13 protein-coding genes are annotated in these 15,255 nt (G+C 72.2%); 4 read left to right on the top strand and 9 right to left on the bottom strand.

Annotated features, from left to right (window positions below; all coding sequences use genetic code 11):
• Positions 1-6: 6 nt before the first annotated feature.
• The 8 genes from T328_RS24265 to T328_RS24230 all read right to left on the bottom strand — a co-directional run bounded on the left by T328_RS24265 (position 7) and on the right by T328_RS24230 (position 9,785).
• Entirely contained in the window at positions 7-1,116 is a 1,110-nt protein-coding gene (locus tag T328_RS24265) for a murein hydrolase activator EnvC family protein (RefSeq protein WP_496498268.1), read from the bottom strand.
• A gap of 193 nt (positions 1,117-1,309) precedes the next feature.
• Positions 1,310-2,248 (bottom strand): carbohydrate ABC transporter permease, encoded by a 939-nt coding sequence (locus T328_RS24260; protein WP_496498267.1) that lies wholly within the window; start codon positions 2,246-2,248, stop codon positions 1,310-1,312.
• The gene (locus T328_RS24255; protein WP_496498266.1) at positions 2,245-3,198 is read right to left on the bottom strand and encodes a carbohydrate ABC transporter permease; all 954 of its coding nucleotides are present in this window, start codon (positions 3,196-3,198) and stop codon (positions 2,245-2,247) included. Before T328_RS24255 ends, T328_RS24260 begins: the two co-directional genes overlap by 4 nt.
• A gap of 194 nt (positions 3,199-3,392) precedes the next feature.
• Positions 3,393-4,649: an ABC transporter substrate-binding protein gene (locus tag T328_RS24250; RefSeq protein ID WP_496498265.1), complete on the bottom strand. Its 1,257-nt coding sequence runs from the start codon at positions 4,647-4,649 to the stop codon at positions 3,393-3,395.
• A gap of 288 nt (positions 4,650-4,937) precedes the next feature.
• Positions 4,938-5,486, bottom strand: a complete 549-nt coding sequence (locus tag T328_RS24245) for a DinB family protein (protein ID WP_496498264.1) — start codon at positions 5,484-5,486, stop codon at positions 4,938-4,940.
• Positions 5,487-5,557: 71 nt separating this feature from the next.
• Complete coding sequence (locus T328_RS24240; protein ID WP_496498263.1) at positions 5,558-6,163, bottom strand: hypothetical protein; 606 nt, start codon at positions 6,161-6,163, stop codon at positions 5,558-5,560.
• 104 nt (positions 6,164-6,267) lie between these two features.
• Positions 6,268-7,296, bottom strand: coding sequence for a LacI family DNA-binding transcriptional regulator (locus T328_RS24235; protein WP_496498262.1), 1,029 nt, complete (start codon positions 7,294-7,296; stop codon positions 6,268-6,270).
• Positions 7,293-9,785 carry a glycoside hydrolase family 2 protein gene (locus tag T328_RS24230; protein WP_496498261.1) on the bottom strand — a complete coding sequence of 831 codons (2,493 nt, stop codon included), beginning with the start codon at positions 9,783-9,785 and terminating at the stop codon, positions 7,293-7,295. The genes T328_RS24235 and T328_RS24230 overlap by 4 nt, the downstream gene beginning before the upstream one ends.
• A gap of 192 nt (positions 9,786-9,977) precedes the next feature.
• Here T328_RS24230 and T328_RS24225 point away from each other — a divergent pair, with 192 nt between their 5' ends.
• The 4 genes from T328_RS24225 (at position 9,978) to T328_RS24210 (ending at position 14,220) form a co-directional block, all read left to right on the top strand.
• Positions 9,978-11,297, top strand: a complete 1,320-nt coding sequence (locus tag T328_RS24225) for an ABC transporter substrate-binding protein (protein WP_496498260.1) — start codon at positions 9,978-9,980, stop codon at positions 11,295-11,297.
• A complete protein-coding gene (locus T328_RS24220; protein ID WP_496498259.1) occupies positions 11,294-12,178 on the top strand; it encodes a carbohydrate ABC transporter permease in 885 nt (294 codons plus the stop codon). The genes T328_RS24225 and T328_RS24220 overlap by 4 nt, the downstream gene beginning before the upstream one ends.
• Positions 12,175-13,005 (top strand): carbohydrate ABC transporter permease, encoded by an 831-nt coding sequence (locus tag T328_RS24215; RefSeq protein WP_496498258.1) that lies wholly within the window; start codon positions 12,175-12,177, stop codon positions 13,003-13,005. Before T328_RS24220 ends, T328_RS24215 begins: the two co-directional genes overlap by 4 nt.
• Positions 13,006-13,134: 129 nt before the next feature.
• On the top strand, positions 13,135-14,220 hold the full coding sequence (locus tag T328_RS24210) for a DMT family transporter (RefSeq protein ID WP_496498257.1): 1,086 nt from the start codon (positions 13,135-13,137) through the stop codon (positions 14,218-14,220).
• A gap of 60 nt (positions 14,221-14,280) precedes the next feature.
• Here the strand turns inward: T328_RS24210 and T328_RS24205 are convergent, their stop codons facing one another.
• On the bottom strand, positions 14,281-15,201 hold the full coding sequence (locus T328_RS24205; protein WP_496498256.1) for an NADP-dependent oxidoreductase: 921 nt from the start codon (positions 15,199-15,201) through the stop codon (positions 14,281-14,283).
• Between the last annotated feature and the right edge of the window lie 54 nt (positions 15,202-15,255).

Genomic DNA, 15,255 nt, shown 5'->3' with positions numbered 1-15,255 from the left:
AACCGGCTACTTCTCCGGCCCCCTGCCGACGTGCACGCCCTTGCCGCGCAGCCACGGCTCCGGGTCGATCCCCGATCCGAACTGCGGCGTCACCCGGACCTCGAAGTGCAGGTGCGGACCGGTGGAGTTGCCCGTGCTGCCGGCGAGGCCGAGGTACCCGCCGGGGAAGACCCGCTCGCCGGGCTCCACGCGGATCTCGGAGAGGTGGGCGTAGAAGGTGTAGTAGCCGTCGTCGTGCAGGACGGTGACGGAGTTGCCGAAGGCGTCGTCGCAGCCGATCTCGTACACCATCCCGTAGCCCACGCTGCCGACCGGCTTGCCCTCGTCGACGGCGAAGTCCAGGCCCGTGTGCCGGCCGGCCCACATGCCGCCGGCCTGGCCGAAGCGCGAGGTGATGGTGTGCCCGGCGACCGGCGCCGTCCACCTGCGCCCCGCCAGCGACTTGCCGTCCGCGCTCAGCGTCACGGCCCGGGTGCGCTCGCTGTGCGCGCAGTGCGCGCCGCGGGCGGGGGCGCCCTGCGCGGCCTGCAGCCGCTCCAGCCGGTCGTGCGCGCGCTCCAGCTTCCGCTCGATGACCCGTTTCACGCGCGCCTGCGTGCGCAGTTGGGCGCGCAGGTCGGCGAGCGCGGCGGCCCGGCGGTCGCGTTCGTCCGCGAGCCGGCGCTCGGCCTGCTCGATCCGTTGGTAGAGGCCGGCCGCGGCCCGCTGGCCCTGGTCGAGCACGAAGACCTTGTCGAGCAGGTCCTCGGGGGACCGGGAGAGCAGCAGCCGGGCGGTGGGGCCGAGGCCGCCGGACTGGTACTGGCGGGCAGCGAGCTGCCCGATCCGGCCGCGCAGCACGACGAGCCGGCGGTGCTGGGCGCGTACGGCCCGCTCCAGCCCGGTGACCTTGGCGCGCTGTACGGCGGACGCCCGGCGGGCGGTCTCGTAGCGCTCGGTGGCCGCGGCGGCGTCCCGGAACAGCCGGTCGACGGTGCCGCGCACCGCCCGTACCCCGCCCTTGCCGTCCGTGCCCGGATCGGGGTGGCCGGCGGCGAGCGGGGCGTTCCCGCCGGAGACGACGAGGGCGACGCACAGGGCCGTAGCCGCACCTGTTTGTGTGATAACTCGTCGCATCGGTCGAAATTACCGGCGTCGTTGCGCGCTGTAGCGAGGAAACGCGGGAGCGCCGGTGTATCTCGCCCGTCCGGCGCAGCGGCGCCCGCACCCACCCTCGCCCGGCCGCGGTACGCCGCACCCCGCCGGCCGGGAGCGCCGGCGGGCGGGGTGCGGGGTGCGGGTACGGCCGCGTACCCAGGGGACCGCGGGCCTACTTCACGGAACCGGCCGTCAGCCCGGAGACGACGTGCCGCTCGATGAAGGCGAAGAGCACGACGACCGGGAGGATCGCGACCACCGAGGCCGCGAAGAGGTAGTTCCATTCGACGGTGTAGTTGCCGATGAAGTTGTTGATGCCGACGGTCAGCGGCTGCTTCTCCGGCTCGGTCATCAGCGTCAGGCCCATCACGAACTCATTCCAGGTCGCGATAAACGTGAAGATGAGCGCCGTGACCACGCCGGGCATGGCCAGCGGCAGCGTCACCCGGAACAGCGCGCCGATGCGCCCGGTGCCGTCCACCATCGCCGCCTCCTCCAGCTCCGCCGGGATGGAGGAGATGTAGGCGGTGAGGATCCAGACCGCGAAGGCGAGGTTGAACGCGCCGTTGGCCAGGATCAGCGTCCACGTCGAGTTCAGCATGTCGAGCTGGTGGAACTGCCGGTAGAGGCCGATGAGCAGCGCGGTGGGCTGGAACATCTGGGTGACCAGCACCAGCAGCAGGAACGCCTTGCGCCCGCGGTAGCGCACCCGCGCCGTGTAGTACGCGGCCGGCAGCGACACCAGCAGCACGAGCAGCGTGGCGCCGCCCGCGATCAGCAGGGTGACCTGGAGGTTGTCGGCGAGCGTGGACTGTTTCCAGGCGTCGGTGAAGTTCTTCCACTCGAACGACGTGGGCAGGTACGTACGGTCGCGCAGCTCGTCCTTCGGCCGCAGCGCCGTGATGATCATCTCCAGATACGGCGCGAGGAAGATGACCGCCAGCATCCAGGCGCTCGCGGCGGTGACGAGGGTGCGCGGGCCGTACTTCCTGCGCGGCCGGGCGGCGCCCTTGCCGCCGCGGGCGCCCCTGCCGCCGGCGTCGACGGCCTTCTTGTCGGCGGTCTTGTCGGCGGTGTCGTCAGGTGTGCCTGAGGGCGCGGAGACCTTCATGCGTCCTCCTTGTTCCAGCGGCTGACCTTGAGGAAGATCAGGACGAGTACGACGACCATCGCGAAGTTGACCACGGACATCGCGGCGGATTCGCCGATGTCGGTGTCCTTCAGCTGGTACATGAACACCGTGGTCGTGGCGGTGTCGCTGCCGGGCCCGCCCTTGGTCATGGCCCAGATGATCGGGAACGAGTTGAAGACGTTGATGAGGTTGATGACGAAGCCGACGAGGAACGCCGGCCGCAGCAGCGGCACGGTCACCCGCCAGTAGGTCTGGCGGGTGTTGGCGCCGTCGATGCGGGCGGCCTCGTACACCTCGTGCGGGATGGTCTGCAGCCCGGCGAGCAGCGTGTACGTGGTGAACGGCAGCGAGACGAAGACCGCGACGAACATCATCCACGGCCAGGCGGTCACGGGATCGCCCAGCCAGTCCTTCGGCCCGTCGATCAGACCGAGGTCGATCATCAGGGTGTTGAGCACGCCGGCGGTCTGGTCGAGCATCCAGCGGAAGCCGATGGCGGTCATCAGCACCGACGCGGCCCACGGCGCGATGAGCGCCCAGCGGGTGACGGTGCGGCCCGGGAAGGGCTTGTTGAACAGCTGGGCGAGGCCGAGGGAGAGGAGCATGGTGACGCCGACGACGGCGACGGTCCATACCACTGTCATCGTCAGCACGCTGCCGAAGCCGGACTCGTCGAAGAGCCGGCTGTACTTCTCGGTGCCGGCCGAGCCGCGGACGAAGCCGCTGATGCTGATGTTGAGGAACGAGGTGCGGATCAGTTCGTAGATGGGCCACAGGACCACCACGACGATCAGCAGGACGGCGGGGGCGATCCAGGGCAGCGGGCCGAGCCGGGCGATGCCGCCGCGACGGCGGCGCTGCGGCCCGGTCTTCCGCCCGCCGGGCCCGGGGCCGGTACCGGCCGCGGGCTCCTTGACCGTGACGGGCACGGGGGGACTCCTTGCGGGGTGCGGCGGCCCGGGGGACCGCGCTTGGGCTCAGGGTTTGCGGCACACCAGGTGCGCGCGCCGCGGGTACGGGGACGCCCTGGCGACCGGATGACGGGGGCGGGCCGCCGCGCGGCTTACGGTGCGGCGGTCCGCCCCGGTACGGTCACCGGGCCGGTCAGTTCCCGTCCCGGGTGTCACTCGCCCATGTCGGCGGCGGTGTCCTCGGCCGTCTGCTGCAGTTCGCCGAGCACGTCGCCCGGGTCGTCGGACACGGCCTTGCCACCCGACTTCTTGATCTCCGCGGAGACCGCGTCCCAGCTGGTGTTGCCCAGCGGGTAGAACTCGGCGGCCGGCAGCACCTCGAAGAACGGCTCCAGGTCCTTGTGCTTGCCGCTCGACTGCATGTCCTCAAGGGTGTCCGTGGTCACCGGCATGAGGTTGTACATCTCGTCGAACTTCAGCGTGTTCTCCTTGGAGTACGCGAAGTCCAGGAACTTCTTGATCTGTTCCTGCTTGCCGCCGTCCTTGAACGCCATCATCCAGTCGGCGACGCCGAGGGTGGAGTCCAGCGGGCCGTCCTTGCCGGGGATCGGGGCCACGTCGTAGTCGACGCCGCCGTCCTCGGCCATCTGGATCAAACTCGGGTGGCCGTTGAGCATGCCCACCTTGCCGGCGGCGAAGTCGGCGAAGGCCGTCTTGCGGTCGGTGGTGGCGGGGTTCTCGTACGTCAGGCCGGGGCCGACCAGGTTCTCCTGCAGCCAGTCGAACGTCTCGACGTTCTGCTTGCTGTCGATGGTGTAGTTGCCCTCGGCGTCGGTGAAGCCGCCGCCGTTGCCCAGCTCCCACATCATCGTCTCGCCCTGGGCCTCCTCCGGGCCGAGCGGGAGCGCGTAGGGGATCTCGGCGGCCTTCTCGTCCTTGATCTTCTCCGCCGCAGCGGCGACGTCGTCCCAGGTCTTCGGGACCTCCACGCCGGCCTTGTCGAGGACTTCCTTGTTGTAGAACATCAGCCGCGCCGAGGAGACAAACGGGATGCCGTACTGGGTACCGTCGACCTCGCCCGCCTTGGCGAACGACTCGATGAGGTTCGACTTCGTCTTCGGCGAGAGCACCTCGTCGGCCTCGTACAGCAGGTCGTCGGCGACCTTGTCCGCGTAACCGCCGGTCTGCAGGATGTCCGGGACGTTCCCGCCCTGGATCATCGTCTTGACCTTGGCGTCGATGTCGTTCCAGTTGATCACCTGGACATCGACCTTGATGCCCTTGTTCTTCGCCTCGAAGCGCTTGGCGACGTCGTCCCAGTAGACCTTGGACGCGTTCGACGCCTTGTCCCCGTAATCTGCCGCAACCAGCTTGATGGTGGTCGAGCCGTCCGAGCTGCCGCCCCCGTCGTCACCACATGCCGTAAGCCCCAGTACCAGCGCAGAGGCCGCCGCGCCGGCACTGATCAACCGTACTGTCCTCACTGTTGAACCCCTTTGTCCTCGGCGCTGGTTTACGGCCAGATGAAGATCATCCAGCGTGCGCTGGGCGTCAGCCTACCGAGGGGCGCCTCTCCGGAACAGGTCTAGGCCACTGCCGTGACCTGGCTGCAATCAGGCGCTTCCGGCCGCTTCCGTATCGCTTCTGATCGCCACTCTGCGTAGCCATCCGTACGGGCCACTCGGCCGTGTTCGAGGGCGGGCCGCTGGTTCACCCGCGGCAGGGGGTCTGGGGGCGAAGCCCCCAGAAAACCCTCCTCATCCCCCGGCCCCCGGCGGAACCGGCTCCGCCCCCACGTCATGCAGGTGGTGCACCACGTCGTGGACGAAGTAGCGGGCGAAGGTGTCGACGGTGAACACCGCCCCGTCGCTGCGCGACCCACCGCGCTCCCACTGCACGCCCTCGACCTCGTCGAAGTGCTCGGCGAGCGTCTCGCCCCAGGCGGACAGCTCGTCGGCGACCCGGCGCGGGTCCTGCTCGCCGTACCGGTCCGCGACGGCGGTCGCGTCCTGGTCCCAGTTGGGGAAGTACGGGTCGTCCTCGGTGAGCATCAGGTGCAGCCGCTCGTCGTAGCACCGGAACACGTCGCGGACGTGGCAGGCGTACTCCAGCGCCGACCAGACGTCGGGCCGGGGCCGGGCGCGCAGCCGCGCCGGCTCGTCGGCCAGGATCTGCGTCCAGCGCACGACGCACGTCCGCATCAGCCCGGGAACGTCCCGCGCCCGTATCTCCGCCGCCGCGAATCCGCACTCGGGGCAGGGGCGGTCCAGGACCCAGGTCCAGTCCTTGGTGTCCGGTGTGATCATGCCTCTCAGTCTCGCCGCCCGAGACTGTGCAGCACCAGCGAGAATTCGTTGAACGGATCGGTAAGCGCTGCTTAATCGACGGTCCACCGCTGGAGCAGCCCCCAGGCGAACTCCGCCGTGCACGCGTGGGGTTCGCCGGCCGCGTCCGGGGCGGTGAAGGCCAGCGCGAAGCGGTGGGTGGCGGAGTCCTCGCGGAGCCGCGCGGGCGGGAACGCACGCGCCGCCTCGTCGACGGTGCACCCCCACGGCGCCAGGTCGGCGAGCGTACGCAGCTCGGGGCCGGGGGCCTCCGGGGCCCGTACCAGCCAGGCGTTGAGCGCCACGCCGCCCACCCCGCAGGTCGCCTCGAACCGCAGGTCGGGCCAGAGCGGCACCCGCCAGACGTGCACGTCCAGCGCCGTGTCGCCGTACGCGCGCCGCGCCACCGACTCGGCGGGGCCGAGCAGCGCGGCGAAGTCCCGGTCCCGCGCGACGCCCGGGGCCCGGCCGCCGCGGGCGCGCAGCCGGCCCTGCCAGCGGCGGTTCGCCTCGCGCATCGCGGCCCGCGGCACGCCGAGGGCGCGCAGCGCCTCCGCGACCAGCTCCGGCTGGAAGTCCTGCATGCGGCGCAGCAGCACGAGCTGGAACCGCACCGGACCGGGCGGCAGCACGGACTCGTCGTCCAGCAGGGAGGTCACGGTGCCATTGTGGCCCCGGGCGGTACGTGGGCTGCCGCCCCCGTCCGGCGAGGCGGCCGGGTGCGGCTCCGGGGCACGGCACCGCCTCGGCGCGAGCGCCGCGCTCAGGGCGGGGGGGCCGTGGAGCCGCGCGGGGTGAGGGCCGGGGTCGGCACCTGGCGGGACTCAGCCGCTTCGGTGGTCATCAGGGTGAACAGCGCCCGCGTCACCTCGGCGCCGAAGCCGTGCACGTCGTGGCTCATCGCGGAGAGCGTGGGGTGGGTGAGCCGGCACAGCTGGGAGTCGTCCCAGGCGAGCAGCGAGAGGTCGGCCGGCACCGACAGGCCCATCTCGGCGGCGACCGACAGCCCGGCGACGGCCATGATGTCGTTGTCGTAGAGGATCGCCGTGGGCCGCCGCGCGGAGGCCAGCAGGGTACGGGTGGCGCGGGCGCCGTCCTCGCCGGAGAACCCGGTGGCCGTCTGCCGGCCCTCGTCCAGGCCGAGTTCGCGGACGGCGGCCTCGAAGGCGGCCGTACGGATCACGCTGTGGCCCAGCTCCGCGGCGCCGCCGACGTGGGCGACGCGCCGGTGGCCGAGGGCGGCCAGGTAGCGCACGGCCTCCGTGACGGCGGTGGCGTCGTCCGTCCACAGCGACGGGAAGCCGCCGGTCAGCGAGGGGTGGCCGACGGCGACCACCGGCATGCCGAGCGCGCCGACCGCCGCCACCCGCGGGTCGTCGGTGCGGAAGTCCACCAGGATCGACCCGGCGACCTGCTTGGACTGCCACCACCGCGCCAGCTGCGCCACCTCCTCGTCCAGGTCCCGGACCAGCCGCAGCAGCAGCGAGCACGACTGCTCGGCGAGCACGCTCTCGATGCCGGAGACGAACTCCATGTAGAACGGCTCCAGGCCGAGCAGCCGGGCCGGGCGGCAGATCGCCAGGCCCACGGCGTCGACCCGGGAGCTGGACAGCGAGCGGGCGGCGAGGTTCGGCGCCCAGCCCAGCTCGCGGGCGGCGGCGAAGATGCGGGCGCGGGTGGCGTCGGCGAGGCCGGGGCGGTTGTTGAAGGCCAGCGAGACGGCCCCCTTGGAGACCCCGGCGCGGGCGGCGACGTCCTTGATCGTCACCTTGGCCGGTGGGCCGACGCTCACGCGGGTTCCACGCAGAAGAGCGCGGCGCGCACGGCGGCGACGGCCGGGTCGTCCCCGTCGTCGCCGGCCGGCGCCCCGGGATCCGCGGGCGCCGCGGGTGCCGCGGGCGCGGGCCAGCCGCGGACGGCGATGGTCGCGCGTTCGCCGGGCAGGAGCGTCAGCAGACCCCGGTCGGCGGTGGCGGCCGGGTCGAGCCGGTCGGGCTGCAGCAGCAGGTCTCGTACGAAGGTGTGGGCGGTGACCACGACGTCGACCCTATCGGGGTCGGCCGCCCCGGGGCGTACCACCGCGACGCCGAACTCCGGACGGGGGTACGCGAAGTCCTTGTCCCGCACGCGGAAGTGCAGCGCCCGCAGCCCGTCCGCCTCGGCGACCAGCAGCTCCTTCGCCGACGCGGCCGACGGCGCCAGCCCCTCCGGCACCGGCACGACGGCCACCGCCCGCGGCCCGGCGGCGAACGGGACCTCCGCCCGCGCCACCACGCCGCCGTCGACCGCCGTGCGGCGCAGCACGAGGGTGCCGGACCAGGGCTCGGCGCCCTGGTTGACGACGGCCACCGCCAGTCCGCCGCCGTCCTCTTCGCGTACGGTCAGCAGCCGGTCGGCGTAGAGGCGGCGCAGCTCGTGCCAGAGCGGCTTGAGACGGCCGTCGCCGTCGACGGCGGACCAGGAGGTGACCGGCCAGCAGTCGTTCAGCTGCCAGACGACCGTGCCCGCGCATACCGGCCAGTGCGACCGCCAGTGCTCGATGCCGGCGGCGATCGCGCGGGCCTGGTTGACCTGCGTCAGGTAGTGCCAGCGGGCGAAGTCGGCGGTCCCGTCCGGGACGGCGAAGTGGCGGGCGAGGCCGCGCTCCAGCTTGCCGTTGCCATCGTCGGCCTTCTGGTGGTGGAGCATGGCGGGCGAGGCCGCGGCGAGCTGCGGGCCGTCGCCGAGCGCGCGGCGCAGCGTGGCCCAGGCGGGGGGCGCCTGCCAGCCGAACTCGGCGACGAAGCGCGGGACGGCGGCGCGGTAGTCGGTGTAGTCGGCGCGGTTCCACACCTCCCAGTCATGGTGGTTGCCGTGCGCGGGGTCGTTGGGGTGGTGCGCCCAGGAGCCGGACCAGGGGCTGCCCGGCCAGTACGGGCGCGTGGGGTCCAGCTCGGCGACGACCCGCGGGAGCACGCCGAGGTAGTAGCCCTCGCCCCAGGAGTCGCCGGCGAGCCGCTCCTCCCACTCCCAGTCGCGGAACCCCCACAGGTTCTCGTTGTTGCCGCACCACAGCACCAGCGACGGGTGCGGCATGAGGCGCACGACGTTGTCGCGGGCCTCGGCCTCGACCTCGCCGCGCAGCGGCTGGTCCTCGGGATAGGCGGCGCAGGCGAACGGGAAGTCCTGCCACACCAGGAGGCCGAGCTCGTCGCACGCCGCGTAGAAGTCGTCGCTCTCGTAGATGCCGCCGCCCCAGACGCGTACGAGGTCGACGCCCGCGTCCGCCGCCTGCCGCAGCCGCTCGCGGTAGCGGGCGGGGGTGATGCGGGACGGCAGGGCGTCGTCGGGGATCCAGTTGACGCCGCGGGCGAAGAGGGGCTCGCCGTTGACGACGAGGGTGAAGCGGGAGCCGTGGGCGTCGGCGGCGGTGTCGAGACGGACGGTGCGGAAGCCGACGCGGCGGGTCCAGGCGTCCAGGAGCGGGCCGGTGGCGGAGGCGCCGTCGTGGAGGGTGACCTCCAGCGCGTAGCGGGGCTGGCCGCCGTGGCTGCGGGGCCACCACAGCTCGGGGCGGGCGAGGGTGAGTTCGACGGTGGCGTCCGTGCCCGCCACCGCCGCCGTCGTCTCGGCGTCGCCGACGCTGGCGCGGACGGTGAGCGGGCGGTGCGCGCCCGCGGCGGTGCGCTCGACGTCGAGGTGCACCTCGACGCGGCCGGTGCCGTCGGCGTCGACCGTCACCAGCGGGCGCACCCGGGCCAGCCGCGCGGTGCTCCAGCGCTCCAGCCGGGCGGGGCGCCAGATGCCGGCGGTGACCAGCGTCGGGCCCCAGTCCCAGCCGAAGGAGCAGGCCATCTTGCGGATGAACGGGAAGGGTTCGGGATACGCGTTGGGCCGGTCGCCCGTCCGGGCGCGTACCGCCTCGGCCTCGGCGTAGGCGGAGGTGAAGGCCACCGTGAGCGGGCCGGAGCGGCCGGTGACGTCGAAGCGGTAACCGCGGTGCATGTTGCGGACGGCGCCCAGCGGCTCGCCGGCGAGGCGGAGCGCGGCGGCGGTGTCGAGGCCGTCGAAGACGAGGTCGGTGCGCTCGTGCGGCCCGTCGTAAGGCTCGATCTCCGTCTCGTACGTCCAGTCCCGCCGGCCGACCCAGGCGACGTCTTTCTCGTGGGTGCCGAGGTACGGGTCGGGGATGGCGCCGGCGGCGAGCAGGTCCGTGTGGACGCAGCCCGGCACCCGCGCGGGCAACCGGTCCCCGCCGTGCCACAGGGTCCAGCCCTCGGTGAGCGGGATGACGTCCTTCATGGCTGCTCCAATCTCGGGTCCCGCGCCAACGTAGCCCCCTCTCCCAAGCCTGTCCATAAACCGGTCTAGTTCCTTCTATGTCGGAGAGGTTGACGTCACAGCCGGGCTACGGGAAGGTCCTCGGCAAGAAAAGGGGCCTTCACTCGACCGGTTAAGTACCACGGGCCGGGCTCAGGGACGGAGATGGTGACGATGAAGGGAAGGGCGCTCGCCGGTGCGCTGCTGGCCGCCGCACTCGCGACGACCGCCGGCTGCACGGGCAGCGGGGCCTCCTCGGAGAAGAAGGAGGCGAAGGCGGTCGACGACCCGGACAAGGTGTCCGGCACGATCGAGGTCATCACGCATCGCACCGACCTCGTCGAGGACGGCACGATGGACGAGTACGCGGCCGAGTTCCGTAAGACGTACCCCAACGTCAAGGTCGAGTTCGACGGGGTCACCGACTACGAGGGCGAAGTCAAGACCCGGATGAACTCGGACGACTACGGCGACGTGCTCATGATCCCGGGCACCGTGAAGAAGAACGACTACCCCCGTTTCTTCGCCTCGCTGGGCAAGCAGGCGGAGCGCAGCGACAAGTTCCGCTTCACCGACTACTCCACGGTCGACGGCGAGGTCTACGGCGTCAGCATCTACGGCAGCATTCCCGGCTTCGTCTACAACAAGCGCGTCTGGGAGCAGGCCGGCGTCACCGAGTGGCCCACCACCCCGGCGGAGTTCCTCGACGACCTCAAGGCCATCAAGGACCGGACCGACGCCGTCCCGTACTACACCAACTTCAAGGACGCCTGGCCGCTGGCCCAGTGGTGGGCCGCGCAGTCCTCCGCGAGCTGCGATGAGCAGGCGGACGTCAAGGTCGTCGACGGCGACCCCTTCGCCGAGGGCGGCACCGTACGCACCGTGGACGAGCTGCTGTACGACATCGTGGACCAGGACCTGACCGAGAAGGACCCGACCACCACCAACTGGGAGGGCTCCAAGCCGCAGATGGCCAAGGGCGAGATCGCCACGATGTTCCTCGGCTCCTGGGCCGTCGTCCAGGTGCGCGACGCCGCCGAGCAGGCCGGCACGGACCCCGACGACATCGGCTTCATGCCATTCCCGCACCAGGTCGACGGCACGTTCTGCGCCGGCCTCTCCCCCGACTACCAGCAGGCCGTGAGCATCCACTCCGAGCACAAGGAGGCCGCGCGCGCCTGGGTCGACTGGTTCGCGGAGAAGTCCGGCTACCCCGAGGACAACTTGAACATCTCCACCCTGCGCGACGCCCCGCTGCCCGACGTGCTCGCCGAGTACGAGAAGCAGGGCGTGCGACTGCTGGAGCTGGACCAGTCCAAGGGCGCGGAGCTGAAGGAGCTGGACGACGCCTCGGAGGTCGGCATCGACGACCCCGACTACCGCCAGGAGCTGGTCGACATCGCCCGCGGCGCCAAGGACGGCAGCCCCGAGGACCTCTTCGCGGACCTCTCCGAGCGCTGGACGGGCGCCGCGGAGGAGCTGGGTTACCGGTGAGTGCGCTGAGGCGCCGGCTGAGGGGCGGTGTGGTGCCGTGGCTGTTCCTCGCCGCCCCGCTGGCGCTGCTGATCACGTTCACGTACGCGCCCGTCGCCAACATGGTCGCGTACAGCTTCACCGACTGGGACGGGCTGAGCCCGGAGCTGAACTACGTCGGCACGGAGAACTACGCCGACCTGTTCACCCGCACCGAGCTGTTCGAGGTCTTCTTCGTCAGCGGCTACTACCTCGCCGCCTCGGCGGTGCAGATCGCGCTGGCGCTGTACTTCGCGACGGTCCTCAGCTTCAACGTCCGCTTCAGAAACTTCTTCAAGGGCATCCTGTTCTTCCCCTACCTGGTGAACGGCGTCGCCATCGGCTTCGTCTTCCTCTACTTCTTCCAGGACGGCGGCACCCTGGACGCGCTCTTCGGCCTCTTCGGCGACGAGCCCGACCGCGCCTGGCTCGGCGACTCCACCTCCGCCAACGTCTCGCTGGCCGGGGTGTCGGTCTGGCGCTTCATGGGACTGAACTTCGTGCTGTTCCTGGGTGCGATCCAGTCCATCCCGGGCGAGCTGTACGAGGCCGCCGAGCTGGACGGCGCGAACCGCTGGCAGCAGTTCCGGCACATCATCGCGCCCGGTATCCGGCCGGTGATCAGCCTCAGCGTGATCCTGGCGATCTCCGGCTCGCTGGCGGTCTTCGAGATCCCGTACATCATGACGGGCGGCGCGACCGGCACCGAGACGTTCGTGATCCAGACGGTGGACCTGGCGTTCCAGTTCAACAAGACCGGGCTGGCCTCGGCGGCGGCCGTGGTGCTGCTGCTGATCGTGCTCGCGGTGACCTGGGTGCAGCGGACCCTCGCGCCGGACGACAAGGCGGGTGACCTGGTATGAGAACGGCCGTCGTCTCGCGCACGCTGACATATCTGTCGCTGGTCGGGGCCGCCGTGGTGGTGGTGCTGCCGCTGCTGGTGGTCTTCCTCACCTCGCTGAAGACCCCGGAGGAGATGGCCGACGACGGCGGGGCGCTCTCGCTCCCCGGCAACCTCCTCAACTTCGACAACTACGCGACGGCCTTCGAGGACGGCCGGATGCTCTCGGCGTTCGCCAACACCGCGGTCATCCTGCTCTTCGCGATCGCCGGCACGGTGATCATCGGCTCGATGACGGCGTACGCCATCGACCGCTTCCGGTTCCGGTTCCGCTCGCTGGTGGTGGGGCTCTTCCTGGTGGCGGCGATGGTCCCCGGGGTGACCACGCAGGTGGCGACCTTCCAGATCGTCGACAGCTTCGGGATGGTCAACAGCCGGCTGGCGCCCATCGTGCTCTACATGGGCACGGACATCGTCTCGATCTACATCTTCCTGCAGTTCATCCGGTCCATACCGATCTCGCTCGACGAGTCCGCGCGGCTGGACGGCGCCAACTCCTTCACGATCTACCGGAAGATCATCTTCCCGCTGCTCAAGCCGGCGATCGCGACGGTCGTCATCGTCAAGGGCGTCACGGTCTACAACGACTTCTACATCCCGTTCCTCTACATGCCCTCCGACGACCTCGGCACGATGTCCACCGCCCTGTTCCGCTTCAAGGGCCCGTACGGGGCGCACTGGGAGACGATCTCGGCCGGCACGATCCTGGTCATCCTGCCGACCCTCGCCGTTTTCCTCTTCCTCCAGCGCTACATCTACAACGGGTTCATGAGGGGGGCGATCAAGTGAGCCGACGTCCCCGGCGATGAGTTCGGGCGGCGCGAGCGGTCCAAGAAAACGACGGCGGCGCGAACTTGCGGACAGGATCTGTCCGCAACGTTCCGTACCGTCGGGGGACGGGCTCGACCACCGGAGGGGATGAACGCCATGAACGGCCTCGCGACAGCACTGGTGCTGGCCCTCGCGTCCGCCGCCGCGTACGCGGGGGCCGCCGTGCTGCAGGAGCGGGTCGCGGGGGCGACGGACCGGGAGGCCGGCGCCGGGGTGTGGGCGGCGCTCGCGCGGGGCTCGTGGTGGCTGTCCGTCGGGCTCAACGTGGCGGGCGCCGCGCTGCACGTCCTGGCGCTGCGGTACGGGCCGCTGACCCTGATACAGCCGCTCGGCGCGCTCACCCTGGTCCTCGCGCTGCCGCTGCAGGCCGCGCTGCGCGGCGGCGCGGACGGCGCCGGCCGGCGGCGGGTCGGCGCGGTGCGGTGGCGGGGCGCGGCGCTGACGATGGCGGGTCTGGCGGGGGTGCTGGTGCTGGTCCGCGGCGGCGGGCGCATCGAGGTGCTCGCTCCCGTGCAGGTGCTCGGCACGGTCGCGGCCACCGCCGCGGCGCTGGTCGCGCTCGGCGCGGTGGCCCGCGGCGCCGGGCCGCGGGCGGGCGGCATCGCGTACGCCACGGCCGCGGGGATCGCCTTCGGCGCCGGCTCGGTGCTGACCCAGACGGTCGCGGTACGGCCCGGCCCCGACGCCTTCACGGTGCTGACGGGGCTGGCGGTGGCGGCGCTCGCCCCGGCCGGTCTGATGCTCTCGCAGGCCGCCTACCGCGGCGGCCTCGGCGCCCCGCTGGCGACCGCGACGCTGGTCAACCCGGCGGTGTCCGCGGCGGTCGGCCTCACGCTGCTCGGCGAGCGACTGAGCGGCGGGGCGCTGGGCGTGGCGGTGGCGCTGACGGCGACGGCCCTGGCCACCCGCGGTGTGGTCCTGCTGTCCCGCCCGGAGCCGACGACGGACCTGGCGGTGGCGGCGGTGGGCCCTGCGCGGGTGCCCCCGGCGGCGGTGGAACCGGCGGTAGCGGGACCCGTGGCCGCGACCCCGGCTGCGGTTCCGGCCGTAGCCGGGATGCCGCTCCCGGCCGCGAGTCTGCTCCCGGCCGCGGGTGCGACGGTGCCCGCGGGCCCCGCGGCGAAGCCGCACGGGACGCCGCACCCGACGACAGCCTTCGACCTCGCCCGCTGACCCGGCCTCACGCCCACCCCACCCCCAGCCGCCCCGCGGCGGAGCCGCACCCGCTGGCCGTCAGTCGTCCGCCACCAGCACGATCTTGCCGCGCAAGTGCCCCTCCTCGCTCGCGCGGTGCGCGTCCGCCGCCTCCGCCAGCGGCAGGGCCCGCCACACCGGCAGGTGCAGCCGCCCGTCGCGGTACAGCGCCAACGCCCGCTCGATCCCCGCCACATGCTGGTCCTCGCCGTCCGCGAGCCGGGAGAACCGCACGCCGGCCGCCCGCGCCCCCGCCGCGTCCGCGAGGGTCAGCACCCGCTCCGGCCCGCCCGCCAGCTCCACCGACTCCGGCAGCACCCCGCGCCCGGCGGCGTCCAGCACCGCGTCCACGCCCGGCGTCAGCTCCCGTACCCGCGCGCCCACGCCCTCCCCGTACGCGACCGGCTCCGCGCCCAGCGAGCGCAGGTAGTCGTGGTTGCCCGGGCTCGCCGTGCCGATCACCCGCACCCCCGCCGAGACCGCGAACTGCACCGCCAGGCTGCCCACTCCGCCCGCGGCGCCGTGCACGAGCAGGGTGTCGTCCTTGGCCACCCGCAGCGCCGTCAGCGTGCGGTACGCGGCCTCCGCCGCGGCCGGCAGGCCGCCGGCCAGCTCCCACGGCAGCCCCGGCGGTTTCGCGACGAGCCGGTCGGCGCGGGCCAGCGTCCGCACCGCGTACCCCGCGGCCACCGGCCCGAGCACCTCGTCGCCCGTCCGCCACGGGCCGGCGTCCGCGCCGACGGCCTCGACGACGCCCGCGGCCTCGGTGCCGAGGACGTACGGGAACGTCAGCGGCCGGAAGGCGGCCAGCTGCCCGCTGCGCAGCTTCCAGTCCAGCGGGTTCACACCCGCGCACCGGACGCGGATACGCACCTCGCCGGCGGCCGGCTCCGGCACCTCGACGTCGAGGCGGCGCAGCACCTCGGGGCCTCCGTATTCGGAGAATCCCATGGCGAACACCACGGGCCATCACCTTCCTTCGGGACCGTAGACACCGAACGGACCGACTATCCC

This window comes from Streptomyces sp. CNX435 (assembly GCF_059570575.1).
This window is presented reverse-complemented; position numbering and strand designations above follow the sequence as displayed.